Below are 19,854 nucleotides of genomic sequence, written 5' to 3' on the forward strand. Positions count from 1 at the left end.
CGCCTGCGTCCGCCTACGCCCTGCCCTACGGCGGGCCGAAGACCAGGAAGTACTGGTAGGGCAGGAACGAGTGCTCGGTGAGCAGGCCATAGCCGGCCTGGCCCATCTCCTCCTTCACGGAGGCGACCGGGATACGGGCGTGGCGCGGCGGGCCCTCGGGGGCGTCCGGTAGAAAATCGATGATAGCCACGCGCCCACCCGGGCGCAGGCCCTGGCGAAGGCGGCCGAAGTAGCCGGGACGCTCGGCGATGTGGTGATAGGTGTTCACGAGGAGCACCACGTCGACGGGCTGGGGCAGCCGCGGGTCGTGCGGGGCCGCCTGGACGGCCGTGACGTTGGCGAGCCCTTCGCGGCGCGCGCGCTCGGCCAGGTGTTTCACCATGTCGGGCTCGAGGTCGACGCCGTAGACGTGGCCGCGTGGTACCGCTCGCGCCAGCCGCACGGCAAAATAGCCGGTGCCCGAGCCGATATCGGCCACGAGCGCGTCCGACGCCAGTGCGAGGGCCCGGATCACCTCGTCGGGCTTCTGCCAGGCGTCCCGCGCCGGGTCGTCGAACATCCGCGCCCAGCGCTCGGCATTCTGGAACTGATGCTGATGGTGCCCGGCGTCGTCGCGCCCGGCGCACCCGGCGGCGAGCAGGACGACCAGGGCCAGTACCCCTGCGGCCCAGAGCGCGCGCTCGGGCGTGGGCCTCGCCGGGTATGGCCCGATCCGCATGTCCCCAGCATACCGCGGGCCCACACCGAGCGCTGGGCCTCGGCCCGGAGCAGCGCCCCCGCCAGGACGACAGCGTGACGGCGCGCAGGCGCGAGCCCTGCTCGCCCGCATGAGCGCCGGCAGGGACGTTCCAAGACGCTCGCAATGCAGGGACGTATGGCTGATGTCGCGACACTGATCCTGCGTCTGGCCGTGTGCGGTCTGCTGGCCGGTCACGGCTTTCAGAAGCTCTTCGGCTGGTTCGGCGGTCCCGGTCTGAAAGGGACTGCGGGATGGCTCGAGTCGATCGGCCTGAAGCCCGACCACCGGTGGGCGCCCGTCGCGGGCCCGTCCGAATTCGGCGGTGCGAGCAGGCAGCTCCGAGTCCGCTGGCACTGCGGTTGCAGCGGCATAAGAGTGCGGGATGATGGTTCAATCCCCTGGAGGAGCACCATGTCGATGAAGCGGACGATACCGTATCTGGTCGCCCTATTGGCTTTGACTGCCTGTGCATCGCAACCCCGGAACGACACCGCCGGGACCACCGTGACCACCGTGCCCGCCACCACGCCAGCGCCGCAGGGCCAAGTCGTGGTGGTGGAATCCGGCAGCACCGTGCGGGGCGAGGTTCGTCACACCGTGACCGGCAAAGTGGACGGAATCGATCGCAACGCCGGGGAGATCAGCGTCAAGGCAACGGACGGCACGAACATGCGCCTGAAGCTGCCCCCCCTGGCCACCGCCTCGATTCGGGAAGGGGACGACGTTTCCCTCAACGTCATCGTTCGGCCCCGGCCGTAACCTCTCTTCCCGATCTGCCGTGCCCTGCCGCGACCCCGGAAAGGCCGCGGTAGGGCGCGCGGATGCGTCCTCACCCTCCGCCACGCCGTCCGGGCTCGCGCCGCGGTGATAGACTCGCGTGGAGGTCACATGTCGGGCTTCGATCAGCAGAAAGCGGAGGCATTCGCCGGCCGCCTTCTGACCGCGCTCAACGACGCCGGTCTCTGTCTCATGGCGTCGATCGGCCACCGCACCGGCCTGTTCGACGCGATGCGGGATCAGGCGCCCCAGACCTCCCACGAGATCGCCGCGCGGGCCGGGCTCCAAGAGCGCTACGTGCGGGAATGGCTGGGGGCGATGGTGACCTCGGGCGTCGTCACCGTGGATCCCCAGAGCCTGCGCTACCAGTTGCCACCGGAGCACGCGGCCTACCTCACGCGACAGGCGGCGGCGGACAACCTGGCCGTCTTCGCCCAGTACATCGCGTTGCTCGGCTCCGTGGAAGACGACATCGTCGAGTGCTTCCGGCACGGCGGCGGCGTGCCGTATGAGCGATTCCCCCGGTTCCATGCGGTGATGGCCGAGGACAGCGGGCAATCCGTACTCTCCTCGCTCGAATCGCACATTCTTCCGCTCGTCCCGGGCCTGGCCGAGCGCCTTCGTCGCGGCGCGCGGGTCCTCGATGTCGGGTGCGGCAGCGGTCGGATCCTGAACCGGCTGGCCGAGCTGTTCCCCGGCAGCCGTTTCGTCGGCATGGATTTCTCCCCCGAGGCGATCGGTGTCGCGCGCGAGGAGGCCACCCGGCGAGGCCTGACCAACGTCGAGTTCGTCGTAGCCGATCTCAGCGACTTCGACCGGACGGCGTCGCCCCAGGCGTTCGATTTCGTCACCACCTTCGACGCCGTGCACGACCAGGCCAGACCGCTCAACGTCTTGAAGGGCATCCACCGGGCGCTGAAGCCCGACGGCGTCTACCTGATGCAGGACATCAAGGGCTCGAGCCACGCCCACAACAACATCGGGCATCCGCTGGGGACCCTGCTCTACACCGTGTCGTGCATGCACTGCATGACCGTGTCGCTGGCGCAAGGGGGCGAGGGGCTGGGCGCGATGTGGGGGGAGGAGAAGACGCGCGAGTATCTGCAGCGCGCGGGCTTCCGCACGGTGGAGAAACACGAGCTGGCCCACGACATCCAGAACAACTGGTACGTCGTCGGGAAGTGAACTTCCGCCTGCCGTTTTGGCGCACCTGACGACCAGCGCTGCCGCACGGAAGCCGCGACGTCAGGCGAGCCGGGTCCGGATATCGATCTCCGACGTCAGCGTCCGGTGCACGGGGCAGCGGTCCGCGATCTCCAGCAAGCGCGTGCGTTGCTCCTCGCTGAGCGCGCCGCTCAGCGAGATCTCCCGATCGATGCGATCGAGCATTCCCTCTCTGGTCTCGCATTCGGCGCAGTCTTTGGCATGGATCTTCCAGTGCTCCAGGTGGACGACGATGCCCTCGAGAGGCCATTGCTTGCGTCGCGCGTACAGCGCGAGCGTCATCGAGGTTCAGGAGCCGAGCGCCACCAGCAGATAGTCGTAGGGTGAGGGCCCGGTATCGGTGCCCCCTGCCTCCACCGGCTCATCGGCCGCCAGGCGGTGCGACCCGGCGATGATCTCCTGCGCGAAGCCCGACATCCCGCCGCGGACGACCACAGTGCCCATATCGTATCCTCCCGAGGCGCAAGGTTAGCCGCTCAGCCTTCCGCGATCGCCGCCGCGCGCTCGACGTCGGCCGGAGGTTCGGCCACTCGTGGGCGCCGGCCGAGGAGCAGGACCAACGGAATGACGGCCGCGAAGATCCACACGAGGCGCCAGAAGTTGTCGATGAACGACAGCGACAGCGCCTCGCGCTGCACCATCTCGTACAGGTGCGCCCACGCCTGCTGCTCGGCGGTGACCTCGTCCGCCCCGCGCGCCGCGAACGTCGCGGCCAGCCGCTGGAACCGGTCCCACACGTCCGGTTCGTACAGGCTCACGTGGGTCGCCAGTCGGCTCTGGTGGACCTGGGCCCCGCGCTCCAGAAGCGTGGCCATGGTGGCGATGCCGATGCTCCCGGCGATGGTCCGGGTGAAGTTGAACACCCCCGAGGCGTGGCCGAGCTCGCGCATGGGGACGGCGCTGAGCGCGACCGTGGACAGCGGCACGAACGTCAAGCCGATGCCGAGCCCCTGGATGAAGCGCGGCAGCATGATGCGCCAGAAGCTGGCCTCCAGCGTGAGGGTGGCCATCAGGTACATGGCGTAGGCGTTCAGCGCGCAGCCGCTCACGATGATCCAGCGGGGGTCGATGCGGTTGAGGAGCACGCCGGCGATCGGCATCGTGACCAGCGTGGCCACCCCCCCGGGGGCCAGCACCAGACCCGCCAGCATCGCCGTGTAGCCCATGAGGATCTGGGTATAGAGCGGCGAGAGCACCATGATTCCGTAGAAGGCGATGCTGATGACGAACATGCCCGCCGTGGCGACGGCGAACGTCGGGTGGCGCAGCACGCGGAGGTCGACGACCGGCTCCTCGGCCCGCAGCTCGCGCACGACCAGGGCGACGAGGGCCACCGCTGCCACCGCGGTGAGCCACACGATGAGCGACGAGGCGAACCAGTCCTCGCGCTGGCCGCGATCGAGGACGAACTGCAGCGCCGAGACCCCCATCACCAGCAGCGCCAGCCCGGGCACATCGACCCGGCGCACCGCCGGCCGCTCCGCCGTGGGTTCCGGTACGACGAGCCACGCCAGGAGCGCCGCGAGGGCGCCCACCGGCACGTTGATGTAGAACACCCAGCGCCAGCTCCAGTTGTCGGTGATCCAGCCGCCGAGCGTGGGCCCGATGATCGGCGCGAACATGATGCCGACGCCCCAGATGGCCATGGCCATGCCCCGCTGGCTCAAAGGAAAGGTTTCGATCATCGTCGACTGGGAGAGCGGCACCAGCGGGCCCCCGGCCAGCCCTTGCAGGAACCGGGCGATCACGATGACGGCCAGGCTGGGCGCCGCACCCGCCGCGGCCGAGGTGAGGGTGAACGCCACCGTGGCCACGATGAACAGCCGCTTGCGTCCGAGCAGGTCGGTCAACCAGCCTGTGATGGGCAGGCTGATGGCGTTGGCCACCAGGAACGACGTGAGCACCCACGTGATCTCGTCCACGCCGGCCGAGAGCGTGCCCCGCATGTGATCGAGGGCGACGTTGGCGATGGTGACGTCGAGGATGACCAGGAACGTCGCCATCATCGTCGTGACGGCGACGATGCCGCGCTGCAGGCCTGGACTCATCTGAGCTCGATGACGGGAACGACCGACATGCCGGGCACCAGCAGCGCGTGCCCGTTCTGGCCCGGCTCGAGGACGAGCTTCACCGGGATCCGCTGGACGACTTTCACGAAGTTGCCGGAGGCGTTCTCCGGCGGCAGGAGGGAAAAGCGGGAGCCCGTGCCGCTCTGGATGGAGTCTACCCGGGCGCGGAGGACCAGACCGGGGTGCGTGTCGACGGAAATCGAGGCCCGCTGACCGGGACGCACGTGGGTGAGCTGGGTCTCCTTGTAGTTGGCGATGACCCAGACATCGGCGATGTCCACGACGGCCAGCAGCGGCTGGCCCGGCTGCACGACCTGTCCGACCTCGACGGTCCGGCGCGTCACCCGGCCGGCTACCGGCGCGGTGAGCGTCGTGTACTCGAGGTTGAGCTCGGCCTCGCGCAGAGCCGCGCGCGCCTCCGCCATCTGCGCCTCGGCGCTGGCCAGCTCGGCGCTACGCACCCGCACCTCCCCGCGGCGGCTTCGCGCGTGGCGGAGCGCGGCGTCGGCCTCCTCCCGCTGGCGCCCCGCCTGGGCCAGCGCCACCTCCTGGCTGGCCACTTCGGCCTCGGCCTGGGCCACCTCGGCCCGGGCCCCATCCAGGCGCTGCCGCGCCGCCTCGAGGGCCGCCTCGGCCGTCTTGAACACGTTGTCGGCGTGGTCGAGCCCCTGACGGGCGATCAACGCGCGCTCGTGCAGCTCGCGCATTCGGCCCCGGTCGAGACTGGCCCGTTCGTGATCCGCCTGGCGGGCCGCGACGTCGGCCTGGGCCGCCTGCACCGCCGCTCGCCGCGCGGCGAGCCGGCTGCGGCGCTCGTCCAGGGCGCGCCGGGCGCTCTCGATGCCGAGCGCGTCCCGGGCGGCGGCCGCCTCGGCAACGGCGACCTGGCTGCGGGTGGCCTCGTCCGTCATGGGGACGTTGGCGGCCGCCATTTCCAGCCGACTGCGGGCCGAGGCCAGCGCCGCCCGGGCCTGCTGCACCTTGACCTCGAAGTCACGCGGGTCCAGGCGCACGAGCGGCGCTCCCGCCCGCACCTCCTCGTTGTCGCCGACGAGCACCTCGACGACGATGCCGCGCACGCGCGCGCTCACCGGCGACACGCGGGCCTCGACGAACGCGTCGTCCGTGGAGACGTGGCGATCCCAGTAGCGCCAGGCCCGGACGCCGTAGACCCCGGCCACGAGCACCCCGACAGCCACCAGCCCGAGGGCCAGCCGGCGCCGGCGTCGGCGCCAGCGTCCCGCACCGGCTCGCCGGGAGACCGCCGCCGGATCGAGGTCGCTCATCCGGAGGCTTCAGCCGGCCCGCCGGCGCCGCCGCGAGCGCGGTGGGCGACCGTTGATCGTCGCCGCCGCGGGCAGGACGAACGTCGGGGTCCGCTTCACCACCTCCAGCACGCTGGAGGTGGTCGTGCGCACGATCCCGGGGACGCGGGACAGGCGCCGCGTGATGAAGTCCAGCAGCTCCTGGTTCGAGCGGAACACCGCGGCCGCGAGCACGTCGTAGCCCCCCGTCGTGATACCCACGAAGTAGACCTCCGGCGCCGCGGCGAGGCTCCTGGCCACGGCCCGGATCTTCGGCATCTCGGCCTGGATCTCGACGATGGCCCAGATCTGGTACCCGAGCTGGAGCGGGTTCGTCATGACCGTGAACTCGATGAGGCCCCGGCGGACGAGCCGGTTCAACCGGTGCCGCACCGTCGACTCGGGCATGGCGAGCCGGCTGGCGATCCTCGCCACCGAGGCGCGAGGATTGTCCTGCAGCGAGCGGATGATCTCGATGTCGGCGGGCGCCAGCTTCAGGGAGTCCACGTTGCGGCCAGCCTCCACACGTACCGGATTGGCCAGGATCAGCAAGTGTCACACGTGAGGATTGCGAAATCAACAATACCATAAAGCGTCTATTGCGGTAACGACCGAACGGATGGCGGGGCCCGACGGCCCGGCCCGGCCTCAGGAAGCCTGGCGGAGGGGAAGCCGGTGGGCGCGGTCCGCCGACTGGGACGCGAGGGCCCAGCCCGGATGCGCGGCTGGGGATCGCGAGACCTCGACATGCAGCTGGGACAGCGCGAGGGGATCTGTCAGGAAGAACAGCTTCTGGCCGTCGCTCAGCTCCTGGGGGCCGGCCTTCACCGCGGCCGCCACCGCGCGATCCCGGCGCCACTGCGCGCGGGCGGTCTCCCGCGCGTGGGAACACCCCACGGCACAGGCGATGGCGTTCACCTCCGGCTCCAGCACCGCGTCGACGAACCCGGGCAGGCGCTCGTCGCGACCGGCATACGCGCGCACGGCCCGCAGTTCGTCGGGCGGCTCCGTCTCCTCGGGAATCAGCAGCAGACCGGCCCGGCGGAGCCGGCGGCCGAGGGACACCCGGCTGGAATAGACCGAGATCGGGATCGACAGCATCAGGGCGCCGACCACCGGCAGCAACAGCCACCAGGTATACGAGGAATCCAGCCAGTAGACGGCGGCGGCCCAGGCGCCGGCGAAGAGCGTGTGCGCGCCGTGGCGGCGAATCCCCTCGCCCCAGGTGGTCTGCGCGTCCTCCCGGGGGGGGCTCTTCCAGGGCACGCTGAGGCCGGTGAGCGCAGCCAGCACGAACTGGGTGTGGAACAGCATGCGGATCGGCGCGAGCAAGGCCGAGAACACCGTCTCGATCAGGAGGCTCAGGGTCACGCCCCGCACGCCGCCGAAGCGGCGGGGACCCTGGGCCACCACCAGTCCGGCGCCGAGGATCTTGGGCGCGAAGAGCACCACGGCCGTGGCGACGCCGAAGCCGATGGCGGCGTTGACGTCCCACCGGGGCCACACCGGAAAGAGCTGGCGAGGCTCGATGAAGTACTGGGGACCGACCACCGTCTGCACGACGATGAAGGCCGTCGACACCGCCAGGGAGAGGAACCACAGCGGCGCCGACACGTAGGTCATCACGCCGGTCATGAACACCGCGCGGTGCGCGGAGTTGAGCCCCTGCCACAGGAACAGGCGCGAGTTGATCAGATTGCCCTGGCACCAGCGCCGGTCGCGCTTGAGCTCGTCGATGACGTTGGGCGGCATCTCCTCGTAGCTGCCGGGCAGGTCGTACGCCATCCACACCTTCCAGCCGGCCCGGCGCATCAGCGCGGCCTCCACGAAGTCGTGCGAGAGGATCTCGCCGGACAGGGGGCCGCGTCCCGGCAGCCGCCCCAGCGCGCAGTGGCGGACGAACGGTTCGATGCGGATGATGGCGTTGTGACCCCAGTAGTAGGACTCGCCCAGCTGCCAGAAGTGCAGCCCCGCCGTGAACAGCGGCCCGTAGACGCGAGTGGCGAACTGCTGCACGCGCGCGTACAGGGTCTCCCGGCCCGCCGCCCGCGGGGCCGTCTGGATGATGCCGGTGCTCGGGTTGGCCTCCATCAGGCGCACCAGCGTGGTCAAGCAGTCGCCGCTCATGACGCTGTCCGCGTCCAGCACGACCATGTACCGGTACTGGCTGCCCCAGCGCCGGCAGAAGTCGGCGACGTTGCCGCTCTTGCGCTTGATGCGATGGCGGCGCCAGCGATAGAAGATGTGCCCGAAGCCGCCGACCGCCGCGCACAGCTCCAGCCAGGCCTGCCGTTCCGCCACCAGCGTGTCCGGCTCGCTGCTGTCGCTGAGAATGAAGAAGTCGAACCACGGCAGCGCGCCGGCCCGGGCCACCGACTCGTAAGTGGCCCGCATCCCGGCGAAGACGCGGGCCACGTGCTCGTTGCGTATGGGCATGATGACCGCGGTGCGGGCCTCCGGCGCGAGAGGGGTGCCGGGCGCGACCGAGCGGGTGATGGCGTGACGATCGCGGCCCCCGCACAGCAGCAGGAACCCGCTCAGCGCCGTCCAGAATCCCAGCGACACCCACAGGAACAGGATCGTGAACAGCGTGAGGATCGCCAGCTCCAGGGGCTGCTGCCCGTTGTACGGCAGGACCCTGGTGGTCATGTAGTGCGCGTAGGCCGCCGTCTGGGCCATGGCCAGGACGGCGAAGACCGTGCGACGGATGGCCGCGGTCCGCGTGACCTTGCGGCTGTCGGCCGACGACGGCATGTCGCCGGCCACGTGCGCCGCCGCGGCCGGGCCGGGGGGGCGCGCCTGGCGGCGCCGGAAGATCCGCGATACCAGCGACGTGGGCCAGCGAGTCGGCGCCATGGACATCCGGCAGACCGGGGGCGCGGTCTTGATCGCGCAGGCCTCGGCCGCCGCCTCCTCGCGGCCGTCGCGGGCGGCCTGCCCGGGGACAGCGAGCTCCAGGCGACGACGAACCGAAGCCAGGGCGGCATGCGGGCCGATCCGCTCGCCGTCGCTCGCCGCGAGGTCCGGCTCTACGCGGGCGGGAGGATGTAGCTCCACGTCTCCGACAAGACCTCTTTGCCCCGGCTCAGGTGGGCCCGAAGCTCGACTGGCTTGGTGGCGTCGACCTGCCGGAAGCGCACGACGAGGCGCCAGCCCCCCGTGACCTCGTTCCGTCTCGTGTGTCGTTCCAGCAATTCGCCGTTCGGGCCGACCCACAAGGCGACGTCCACGGTGGCCTTGGCCGGCATCCGGCTGAGCGTCGGACCCTCGAAATCGACGTGGAGCTCGATGCTTCCATCGGGGTTCTTCACGAACCCGCGCCCGCGACGCGTCTCACTCACCCAGCCCAGCGGCGGCCGGGCCTCTTGGTCCTTCTGCCACAGGACGCGGTACGCATACGGCAAGGCCTCGTTGGGCTTCGGCTGAAAATCGGGGACCCAGTAGGCGACGATATTGTCGTTGGTTTCGTCGGGGACCGGGATCTGTACCAGCTCCACCCGGCCCGGACCCCACGGCCCTCTCAGCTCGACCCAGGCGGAGGGGCGCAGATCGTAGCGCGCCTCGAGGTCCTTGTACGCGCCGAACGACCGCGCCCGCTGCATCAGCCCGAAGCCCTGGGGGCTCGTCACCGCGAACGAGGTCACGAGCAGGCGCTTGGGATTCACGAGCGGGCGCCAGATCCATTCCTTCTCGCTCACCTGAATGGAGAGGCCGTCGGAATCGTGGACCTGCGGCCGGTAGTCATCCCGCCCCGACCGCTGGTGCGCCCCGAAGGAGAACATGCTGGTGAGCGGCGCCAGCCCGAGCTTGGCCACGCTCTTGCGTAGGAACAGCCGGGCATCGACGTCGAGCGCCGTCGTCACGCCCGGCCGGAGCACGAAGCGGAAGGCGCCGGTCGAGCGGGGCGAATCGAGCAGCGCGTAGATGGTGAGCTCCTTCGCCGCCGGCTGCGGACGCTCGATCCAGAACTCGAGGAACCGGGGAAACTCTTCGCCGGTATTCTCGGCGGTGTCGATGGCCAGGGCGCGGGCCGATAGCCCGAAGCGTTGCCCGCGGCCGATCCCCCGAAAGTAGCTGGCCCCCAGGAAGACCAGCACTTCGTCCTTGTACGTCGGCGTGTTCACGGGAAAGTGGACGCGAAAGCCGGCGAACCCCAGCCCGCGGACCTCGTCGCGGGCGATCTTGTTCTTCCCGTAGTCGAAGGCGTCGGGATCGAAGCGGATCTCCTGGAGTCCCTCGGGCCCGATCTCGTGGATCTTGACGGAATCCTCGTACACCCAGCCGGGGTGGAAGAACATGAGCTCGAACGGCAATTTCAGATTGCGCCACAGGGCGCGATCGGGCCGGAAGCGGATGTTCCGATACTGGTCGTAGTTCAGCGTCTTGAGGCCCTTGGGCAGGGCGGCGCCCGGTTTCTGATAGGCCGAGGCGGCGAGCTTCTCGGCCCGGGCGGCAACATCGTAGAAGCTGAAGGCGCGCGCCTCGGTGACGAGCAGCGCGAGGGCCGCGAGCAGCGCGAGGGAGCCGCCCACGACGAAGCGCCCTGCCCGTAGCCTCGGGTTCGCCGGGTCGGGCGAGCGATCACGTCGGGCGTCGATCCCCTTCAGCACAGTCCTGTCAATATATCGAGTGAAATACGGAGTGCGTGTACTCAGCCACCTCGCTGACCCAGGGCGCCGTCACGCGGCCATGAGCGACACCAACAGAAGGTACATTCCGAACGTACCGAGGTCAAGCAATCGCCTGTCCCCTGGTGGCGATGACCTCGGCATAGAACCGGGCGCTATCCTTCGGCGTGCGCCGCTGGGTCTCGTAGTCGACGTGCACGAGTCCGAAGCGTCTGGAGTAACCCAGCGACCACTCGAAGTTGTCCAGTAAGGACCATACGAAGTATCCCCGCACGTCGACCCCGCGTTCGATCGCCGCGTGGACGGCGGCGATGTGCTTGCGCAGATAGTCGACGCGCAGGGGATCGGCCAGGCGGTCGCCCTCCACCGCCGGCGGATCGAAGAACGCCGCGCCATTCTCGGTGACATAGATCGGCGGATTGCCGTACCGGTCCTTGACCCAGACCAGAGTGTCGGTCAATCCCGTCGGGAATACCTCCCACCCGGTCTGCGTGTAGGTCGCCCGCGGCTGGCGCACGGGCGCGGCCTGCAGCAGCCCCCCGTGGGGATCGAGGCGCACGACGTTGCGGGTGTAGTAGTTGAGCCCCAGGAAGTCGATCGGCTGCCGGATCAGGGCCAGGTCGTCGGCCGGCCACCGCGGCCAGGCCTCGCCGAAGATCTCGCCCAATTCCTCGGGGTAGCGTCCGAAGAAGACGGGGTCCAGATACTGGCGGTTCATGTAGGCATCGGCCCGCGCCACCGCGGCCCGGTCCTCGGGGGTGTCCGAGGCGGGGTATTTCGGCTCGAGATTCACGACGATGCCGATCCGATGCCGTCCTTCCGCGCGATAGCCCTTCACCGCTTCCGCATGGGCGTGCAGCAAGTTATGGGAGGCGAGCGGGGCCTCGAAGCGGTTGCGGTGGCCCGGGGCGAGGACGCCACACAGGTAGCCGCCGTCGGTCACGACCCAGGGCTCGTTGAGCGTGGCCCACAGCTTGACCCGACCGTCGAGCTTCCTGAAGACGATCCCGGCGTACTCGGCGAACCACTTCGCGATCTCTGGATTGAGCCAGCCCCCCCGGTCGTCGAGGGCCGCCGGCAGGTCCCAGTGATACAGCGTCACCATCGGCTCGATGCCCTGGGCGAGCAGCGCATCGACCAGCCGGTCGTAAAAGGCCAGGCCCGCGGGGTTCACCGCGCCCCGCCCCTCGGGCACGACCCGGCTCCAGGAGATGCTGAAGCGGTAGGCGGTCGTTCCGAGGCTCCGCATCAGCGCGACGTCGTCGAGATATCGCCGGTAGTGATCGCAGGCCACGTCACCGGTGGCGCCGTCGCGGACGAGGCCCGGCGTGTGGGTGAAGCGGTGCCAGATGCTGGGGCCGGCCCCGTCGGCCAGCGGCGAGCCCTCGATCTGATAGGCGGAGGTCGCGGTCCCCCAGAGGAAGCGCGGGGGAAACCGGATCATTCGGGTCCGACGGCCACCGTCGCCGGCAGTTCGTGAAACCGGAGCTCCCTGCCCTGCCACTGCGCCGGCTTGTCGTTGACGCGGGCCTGCTGCGGTGGTGGCTGTTGGCCTGGCCAGGCGAGCACCAGGCCGCCGGGCGGGACCCGCGTGCCGCCGGCGACCCGCAAGACCACCTGCCCGCTGTCTTTCTCGAGGGAGTACGTCAAGCTCCCGTACGGCGTGCGCAGGTCCCTCACCGTCACGCCCGATCCCTCGAGCCAGTCGGGCGGGACGCCGGCGGCCAGCACCAGGGTCTGGTCACCCTCTCGCTCGTAGGCGAAGAGATCGAGGACCGCGCGGATGAAGTCCGAGGCCACCCAGCCATGCGGCATGTCGCCGACGAAGCGCGGCTGCCTCGGATCGCGGCCGATCACTTCGGGCCACTGGTTCCAGGCGGGCGGCCGGCGCCCGTCCAGGAAGAAGGCGAGGAGCTCGTGGGCCCGCTCGCGCCAGCCCAGGCGCAGGAAGGTGCCCACCGTCCGGATCTCGTACGGCGTGTAGTCCTCCCAGGTGGCGCGGCCGTCCCGCCGGGCGACGAACTCGCGCCAGTACCGTTCATACGTCCCCTGGACCAGATCGTCAGGCAGACGGTGAAGCTCGCCGCCTGGCGCGATGGCGATAGTCGACGACGTGGGGTCGAAATCGCCCAGCTCGGCCGCGCCCGGGAGGTACGCGATCCCGTGGGCCGCCGTGGTGTGGCGAATCGACGCCGCCAGATCACCGCGGAACTCCTCGCGCTGGGCCGCCAGCCGCCGCGCCGCCGCCGAATCGCCCAGCGCCGTGGCCATCGCGATGGCGCCGTTGTAGCCCTTGAGGGCCCAGAAGTCGTCCCAGTACGAGTGCATCGGCTTGGCCGAATAGCCTTCGTGGCTGATGGACGCCGGCAGCAGCCCGTAGAACGCGCGGGTGGCGGGGGCCAGATTGGCGGCGGTGCGCTCGGATTGACGTAGCCTCTCGATGTACCGCACAGCGGCGTCGACGTGCGGCCACATCTGCTCCAGGAGGCGACGGTCGTTCGTGTAGCGGTACACCTCGGCGGCCAGGAAGATCAGCTCGCCCGGGCTGTCGTGCTCGGGCACGGGATCGGCTCCCCGCTCGTCGACGCAGCAAGGCACCTTCCCGCTGGCGAACTGCTGCCGTGCGTACCAGCGCAGGTAGTCGGCCGCGACGTCCGCGTGGCCCAGGCGGAGGAGCGACTCGGCGATCATCGCGCCATCGCGGATCCAGGAGCGCGCGTAGGATCGGGTCCCCGGCCGCAGCGCCGGGCCGTCGCGCGCGATCAGGATGTGGGCCAGGGCGGTGCGCAGCGCGGCGACCAGCGGGCGGCCCGGGGCCGGCACCTCGATGGCGACGCGACCGAGTCGCTCGCGCCACGCCGCGGCGACCGAAGCTTGCTGGCGCTCCATCCACGCCGCCGGCGCGGTCTCGGTGGAATCGGGCCGGAGCGGCGGCCCCGCCAGGGGCACGATGAGGCCGACGGTGGCGCTGGCGTTGGCGGGCAGGGTCAGGCGATAGCCGAGCGCCGCCGAGGCGAACCCGAACGCGTCGTGAATCTCTACGGCGCCGGCCCAGTCGGGGGCCCGGAGCAGGGCCGGAACGGGACCCGCCGCGAAGGGAAAGACACCGACACGGTCCGGCGCGCGCAGGGGGAGCACCTGACGGTCGGAATTCACCGAGAGCGTCGAGCCATCCCACTTGATGTGCCCGATGCCGCTGACGCCGCCGGCCATGTTCAGGAACTGCACGGGGGGATTCACCTGGAACGGACGTACGGCGAGGACCAGCTGGAGCGGCAGCGTCCGGCCGGTGCGGTTCCGGAGCTCGTAGCGGGCGAGGAGGCTCGACCGCTCGCGTGAGCCCGAGGCGAACGCCAACACCCTGAGCTCCCACTGGGCCTGGCGCCACGTCACCGCAGGGATCGGCAGGTAGTCGTCGACCAGGGAGTGAGCGATCTCGACGTCGGCCCACCCGGCCACCTGCGACCCGGCCACGACGAACGGCTCGATCGAGAACGCCCCCCGGCCGACTTCCAGCGCGCCGTCCTCGGACAGCAGCCCGCTGTGGGCGCCTCCGTCGATGCCGACCGTGGTCCACGCGGTCTGCTCGCCGGACATCCCGCGCGGGTACGTGCCGCGAGGCGACTCGCGGGCCAGGGCCTGAAAGAACGCGTTCGCGGACGCGCCGAACGCCAGGTCCCTGACTTCGAGCTCGGCCAGGGCATAGCTCGGCGTCGGTCCATCATGGACCGCCAGGCGCAGGAACCGTGTCTCCCCTTCCGGCAACCACACGGCGTCCGGACCACCGCGGGCCCCCACGATCTGGCGCACGGTGTACCAGCGCACGCCGTCGTCGGAGAACTGGACGTCGTACCGCGTGGCGTAGGCTTGCGCGAGCCAGCGCACGATCAGGCCGCCGAGCTCGCGCGGCCGCCGAAAGTCGACGGTGAGCGTCTGGGCGGGCCCCGCGGCCGGATCGCTTTTCCAGGCAGTCGTCCTGGAGCCGTCGAGGGCCAGCGGCCCCCCGGCGCCAGGCAACGAGGACGAGGCCCGCACCAGCGGCGGCAGGGCGACGGCGGGCGCGGCGGGCCGCTCGATGAGAACCAGATCGCTCACGTACAGCGAGCCCCGGCCGCCACCCCGCCCGGCCGCCACGCCAAGCTCCAGAGCGGCGGCGCGTCGCAGCGTGCGGTCCCCGGTGGGCCCCCACGCGAACTCGATGTGGCGTTTCTTGATCCGGATCATCTGCCACTGGTTGGGGAACTCGAAATCCGCCCGGTTGACCCACCAGACGTTGTCGCCGCTGGCGTCGACCAGCTTGAGTTGGAAATGGTTGGGGGGCGCATCGGCGCGCAGGTAGAAGACGATCTCGTAGTTCGCCGGCAGCTCGAGGGGCAGGGCGCGCCGGGCCAGCGCATACCCGGCGGTACCGCCGAAGTCGAAGTCCAGCCGCAGACCCCGGCCCCGCGGGCCGGGCGCGGGATGCACCGAGGCCTGCACGCCCTCGGAGGCCACGGTCTGCCACGGCCCCAGGTCCTCGAAGCTGTCGAGCACCCGCGCCGGCGCCGGATGGGCCTCGCGCGCCAGGCCAGGCCCGGCCCCGCCGGCCAGAGCCAGGCCGAGCATCACCAGAGTTCGCCAGGTCCGCCTCATCCCTTGACGCTGCCGAGCATGAGACCCTGGATGTAGTAGCGCTGGAGCACCAGGAAGACCAGCAAGACGGGCAACGTCGTGATGACGGCGCCGGCCATCATGAGCTCGCTGTCCTGCACGTGCTCGCGCGACAGGCTGGCCAGCGCGACCGGCAGCGTGTAGAGCTCGCTGTCGTTCAGGACGATCAGCGGCCACATGAAGTCGTTCCAGGCGCCGAGCGAGGTGAACACCGCGAGCGTCACCACGATCGGCTGGAGCGCCGGCACGATGATCGAGCGGAAGATCCGGAACTCGCTCGCGCCATCGATGCGGGCGGCTTCCAGCAACTCGTCCGGCACCGTCAGCGCGTACTGGCGCACCAGGAAGATGCCGAAGATGCTGGCCATCGCCGGGACGATGACCCCCCCGTACGTGTTCACGAGGCCCAGCTGCTTGAGCAGCAGGAAGAGTGGCACCATGGCCACTTGCGAGGGAATCACCAGCGCGCCCAGGAGCAGCTTGAAGATGCGGTCGCGCCCGGCGAAGCGCAGCTTGGCGAAGGCGTAACCGGCGGCGACGTTGATGAGCAGCGACACGAGCGTCACCGCCGTCGTCAGAGCGACGCTGTTGAGCAGGTAGCGCCCCATGCCGACGTGCCCGAACAGCTCGCGGTAGTTCGCGAGCGTTGCCTGGCTCGGCAGGAACGGCGGCGGCAGGCTGCTCGCCTCGCCCGGCGCCATGAACGACGCCGACACCATCCACACCAGTGGCCAGAGCGTGAGCGTGACGGCGCCCAGCAGCGCGCCGTTCACGAGAAGTCCCGGCAGACGCGGCATCAGGCGGCCGACTCCCAGCGCGTGAGCCGCAGCTGCAGCGCGGTCACCCCGAAGATGCAGAGGAACAAGACGAAGGCGACGGCCGACGCCGAGCCGAGGTTCCACCACTTGAAGCCTTCCTCGTACATGAAGTAGAGCACGCTCACCGTGCTCTGCAGGGGGCCGCCCTGCGTCATCACGTAGGGCTCGGCAAAGAGCTGGAAGTAGCCGGCGATGGTGAGGATGTTCACCAGCGCCACGATCGGCGCCAGCATGGGGAGGGTGACGTGCCGGAATTGCTGCCACCGCGACGCGCCGTCGATACGGGCCGCTTCGTAGAGCGGCTCCGGGATGCTCTGCAGGCCGGCCAGCAGGATGATCATGTTGTAGCCGAAGTTCTTCCACACGGCGAAGACGATGATAGCAGGCATGGCCCAGTGCGGATCCCCGAGCCAGTCGACGGGCGGAATCCCGAGGCGGCCCAGCGCGTAGTTGAGCCATCCATAGTGGGGGTTGAAGAGGTACCGCCACACGACGGCGACGGCCACCAGCGTCGTCACCACGGGGGCGAACAGCGCCGTGCGAAAAAAGGCCGGGAATCGCACGAGCCGGGAGTTGAGCAGGAGCGCGAAGACCAGCGAGGCCCCGATCGAGAGCGGCACGCCGACGACGACGAAGTACAGCGTGTTCCCGAAGGCCTGCCAGAAGAGCGGCGTCTGGAGCAACCGACCGTAGTTGCGCAGCCCCACCAGCCGGAGATTGGCCGGATCGGCGAGCGCGTAGATGTCGAAATCGGTGAGGCTCAGCGCCAGCGCGGCCAGCACGGGCAGGAAGAAGAACACGCCAATCACCAGTAACGCGGGCGCCACGAAGCACCAGGCAGCGCCCGAGACCCTCAACCGGCGCCCCTCCGGGCCAGGAGCCAGCGGCGCTTCTCGAGAATCCGATCCGCTCGCGCGTCCAGCTCCCGGACGGCCTGATCCACCGACAGCTCGCCGTGCACGGCACGCTCGGCCACCAGGCGCATCTCGTTGGCGATGCGCTCCCACTCGGGCACCTTGGGTGCCGGCTCGACGCGCTCCAGCTGCTCGCGGAACGCGCGGGCCTGGACGTCGCCGGCCAGCCCGGGATCCTGCCAGGTCGCGCGGCGCGGCGGCAGGTCGCCGGTCAGCGTGTGGAACCGGCGCTGAATGGCCGGCTGCGAGAGGAACTCGACGAGCCGCCACGCCTCCGCCTGGTGGCGAGAGGCCCGGAACACCACCAGGCTGGAGCCGCCCGCGATCGAGACACCCGGCCCGTCCGGCCCGGGCAAGGGCGCCGTCATCCAGCGTTCCTGCTGGTCGGCGGGCAGCCGGCGACGGAGCTCGCCGATGTTCCAGGGGCCCGACACATAGAACGCGAACCGGCCGCGTCCGAACTCGATCCAGACGTTGGCGATCGCCGCGCTGGCCACGGCCGGCGCCCAGCCGCGCTCGAACATCTCCAGGTAGAAGCCGAGCGCCCGGCGAAAGCCGGGGGCCGAGAAGTTGCCCCAGCGGCCGCCGTCGCGCAGGAGGGGCTCATCCTGCTGCAGGGCCAGGGCGAGGAGCGGCTCGAACTCATTGAGCGGCAGGAGAATCGGGAAACGATCGGGGCCGGCGGACCGTTGCACGGCGACCAGCATCTCCCTCCACTCCTGCCACGAGCGCGGCGGCGCGGAGAACCCGGCCTGCGCCAGGAGATCCCGGCGGTAGAACAGCAGGCGCGTATCCACGTACCACGGCACGCCGTAGAGCGTACCGTCGACTCGGTTCGTGTCCCAGATGCCGGCGAAGTAATCGTCGGCGTGAACGATCGCCGACGCCGCCACGTGCCGGTCGAGCGGGGCGAGCGCCTTCAGCGCCACGAACTCCGGCAGCCAGGTGTTTCCGAGCTGACACACATCGGGCGTGGCGTCCCCGGCGAACGCGGTGAGGAGCTTCTCATGGGCGGCGGTCCACGGGAGCTGCTGGACCTTGACGGTGATGTCGGGGTTCGCGCGCTCGAACTCGGGCAGCAGCTGGGCCACCACCTCGCCCTCGCGGCCCATCGCCCAGAACCGGAGAACGACGTCGCGCGAGGAGGAGGAGCCGCAGCCTGTCAGGAGCGACAGCGCGGCGAGGACACCGAGGATCGCGGCCCGGGGGAGAGGGCCCCGAACCCTAGTCACCGGGGGCCGTGAGCCAGCCGCCCGAGAACCCGGCCCGCTCGAGACCCCGACGCAGATACGGATTGTCGCGCATCACGCGCCAGATCAAGGCGCTACGGTAGTTCTCGATCATGGCGAGGATGGCCCCCTGGTCGATCCCGAGATAGTCTCCCGCGACCCACCCGAAGCCCTGGACCTGACGCCCGTGCCGGAGGCGAAAGTCGAAGGCGTAGGTGAAGCTCCGGTTGAACGCATCCAGAAAGCCGTATTTCGAGTAGATATGCTCGCCGAACCGGCGGTGCATCTCGAGCGTCGTCGGGATGACGATCTCCGGCGCGAAGGGGATGGACGCCACCACGGCCGTCGGCGCCAGGGTGCAATCGTCGCGCTTGCCCGCGAGGTCGATCCCCCGCGCGGTGTAGCTCCGGAACACCCGGCGGCCGTTGACGTCCTCGACCACGATGTCGGCCGGCCCGTCACTGGCCGTGATCCCCCAGACGGTCGCCCCGTAGTCCCGGCACCGCTGGGGATTGGCGATCGCGTACGCTTGCTGGGCGTAGACGGCGCGCCGGCTGTTTTCGAAGTAGTCCAGCCCGCGCTTGCGCATGTAGGTGTCCTGGATACCCCGGAAATCGGTCCACACGTGCGTGTACTGATGCCCGAACAGGGGCGGAAAGCTCAGATACTCCTGACCGAAGAACGTGCCCCAGTGGCTGTCGTACGTGCTGATCCACTCCGTCCACGCTTCCGCGCCCACGGGGAACGTCGGCGAGCCGAGGGCCAGGAGGTACACGAGCATCGCCTCGTTGTACCCGCGCCAGTCGTATTTCAAGAACCCGTCTTCGGGCGACCAGCCGAGGCTGATGGCTGGCGCCTTGGGCTGCGCCCACCGCCAGTCGACGCGCCGGTAGATCGTGTCGGCCAGGGCGCGGATCTCCACTTCCTCCGGATGCCCCCCGTCGAAGTAGGACTGACAGAAGAGCGCGCCGGCGAGCAGGATGGCGGTGTCGACGGTCGACAGCTCGCTGTCCTCGAAGCGCTCGCCGGTCTTCATGTCCAGGAAGTGATAGAAGAAGCCGCGGTGCCCGTCCGCCCCCCGGGCGCCGGGCCCCTCGGCGGGCCTGGCGAAGAACCGCAAGGTGACCAGCACTCGCTGTCGCGCCTGCTCGCGCGTGATGTAGCCGCGCTCGACGCCGATGGGATAGGTGGTCAGGCCGAAGCCCACGGCGGCGACGCTGGAGTACGACGGCGTGGGATACCGATCGGGGATCAGGCCGTTCTCGGGGTTCGCCGTCTCCCAGAAGAAGCGAAAGGTGCGCTCCTGAACATCCGCCAGAAGCGGGTCGAGGGGATCGGTGACCGGCTTCGGCCGGGACGTTAGCAGACGGCCCGGCGTGGGCGCCACCAGCGTGTGCAGCTTGAGGCTCTGCGCCTCCCCGTTGACTGCGGCGATGAGGACCGTGACGAGCGATGCGATGGTCGCGACCAGAGCGACACAGACCGTCAGATGTCGTCCGGAC

Annotated in this window: 13 protein-coding genes and 2 pseudogenes; 2 read left to right on the forward strand and 13 right to left on the reverse strand. The window is 70.0% G+C overall.

From position 1 onward, the window contains the following. Positions 1-25 precede the first annotated feature (25 nt). Complete coding sequence (locus VFR64_13345) at positions 26-718, reverse strand: class I SAM-dependent methyltransferase (GenBank protein HET9490727.1); 693 nt, start codon at positions 716-718, stop codon at positions 26-28. A gap of 156 nt (positions 719-874) precedes the next feature. Between VFR64_13345 and VFR64_13350 the strand changes: the two are divergent. Both VFR64_13350 and VFR64_13355 read left to right on the forward strand, forming a co-directional pair. Then, positions 875-1,063: pseudogene (locus VFR64_13350) on the forward strand (DoxX family protein). A gap of 564 nt (positions 1,064-1,627) precedes the next feature. Next, positions 1,628-2,701, forward strand: coding sequence for a class I SAM-dependent methyltransferase (locus VFR64_13355; GenBank protein HET9490728.1), 1,074 nt, complete (start codon positions 1,628-1,630; stop codon positions 2,699-2,701). 60 nt (positions 2,702-2,761) lie between these two features. Here the strand turns inward: VFR64_13355 and VFR64_13360 are convergent. The 12 genes and pseudogenes from VFR64_13360 to VFR64_13415 all read right to left on the reverse strand — a co-directional run. Further along, positions 2,762-3,127 (reverse strand): annotated as a pseudogene (locus VFR64_13360) (OsmC family protein). 89 nt (positions 3,128-3,216) lie between these two features. Beyond that, positions 3,217-4,788: a DHA2 family efflux MFS transporter permease subunit gene (locus VFR64_13365; protein HET9490729.1), complete on the reverse strand. Its 1,572-nt coding sequence runs from the start codon at positions 4,786-4,788 to the stop codon at positions 3,217-3,219. After that, positions 4,785-6,095, reverse strand: a complete 1,311-nt coding sequence (locus VFR64_13370) for an HlyD family secretion protein (GenBank protein HET9490730.1) — start codon at positions 6,093-6,095, stop codon at positions 4,785-4,787. The genes VFR64_13365 and VFR64_13370 overlap by 4 nt, the downstream gene beginning before the upstream one ends. A gap of 9 nt (positions 6,096-6,104) precedes the next feature. After that, positions 6,105-6,620 carry an Lrp/AsnC family transcriptional regulator gene (locus tag VFR64_13375; protein HET9490731.1) on the reverse strand — a complete coding sequence of 172 codons (516 nt, stop codon included), beginning with the start codon at positions 6,618-6,620 and terminating at the stop codon, positions 6,105-6,107. Positions 6,621-6,761: 141 nt separating this feature from the next. Further along, positions 6,762-9,170 (reverse strand): glucans biosynthesis glucosyltransferase MdoH, encoded by a 2,409-nt coding sequence (mdoH, locus tag VFR64_13380; protein ID HET9490732.1) that lies wholly within the window; start codon positions 9,168-9,170, stop codon positions 6,762-6,764. After that, positions 9,143-10,627 (reverse strand): glucan biosynthesis protein G, encoded by a 1,485-nt coding sequence (locus VFR64_13385; protein HET9490733.1) that lies wholly within the window; start codon positions 10,625-10,627, stop codon positions 9,143-9,145. Before VFR64_13385 ends, mdoH begins: the two co-directional genes overlap by 28 nt. Before the next feature lie 217 nt (positions 10,628-10,844). After that, positions 10,845-12,185, reverse strand: a complete 1,341-nt coding sequence (locus VFR64_13390) for a GH1 family beta-glucosidase (GenBank protein HET9490734.1) — start codon at positions 12,183-12,185, stop codon at positions 10,845-10,847. Then, positions 12,182-15,373 carry a discoidin domain-containing protein gene (locus VFR64_13395; protein ID HET9490735.1) on the reverse strand — a complete coding sequence of 1,064 codons (3,192 nt, stop codon included), beginning with the start codon at positions 15,371-15,373 and terminating at the stop codon, positions 12,182-12,184. The genes VFR64_13390 and VFR64_13395 overlap by 4 nt, the downstream gene beginning before the upstream one ends. Then, positions 15,370-16,188, reverse strand: coding sequence for a carbohydrate ABC transporter permease (locus VFR64_13400; protein HET9490736.1), 819 nt, complete (start codon positions 16,186-16,188; stop codon positions 15,370-15,372). The genes VFR64_13395 and VFR64_13400 overlap by 4 nt, the downstream gene beginning before the upstream one ends. Continuing rightward, positions 16,188-17,066, reverse strand: a complete 879-nt coding sequence (locus VFR64_13405) for a sugar ABC transporter permease (protein HET9490737.1) — start codon at positions 17,064-17,066, stop codon at positions 16,188-16,190. The genes VFR64_13400 and VFR64_13405 overlap by 1 nt, the downstream gene beginning before the upstream one ends. Next, positions 17,063-18,355, reverse strand: a complete 1,293-nt coding sequence (locus VFR64_13410) for a sugar ABC transporter substrate-binding protein (GenBank protein ID HET9490738.1) — start codon at positions 18,353-18,355, stop codon at positions 17,063-17,065. The genes VFR64_13405 and VFR64_13410 overlap by 4 nt, the downstream gene beginning before the upstream one ends. Further along, positions 18,348-19,854, reverse strand: a 1,507-nt coding sequence (locus VFR64_13415) for a glucoamylase family protein (GenBank protein HET9490739.1), incomplete at its 5' end; no start/stop codon positions are given. The genes VFR64_13415 and VFR64_13410, both read right to left, overlap by 8 nt.

The sequence above is a fragment of the Candidatus Methylomirabilota bacterium genome (genome assembly GCA_035709005.1).
Classification (GTDB): Bacteria; Methylomirabilota; Methylomirabilia; order Rokubacteriales; family CSP1-6; genus 40CM-4-69-5.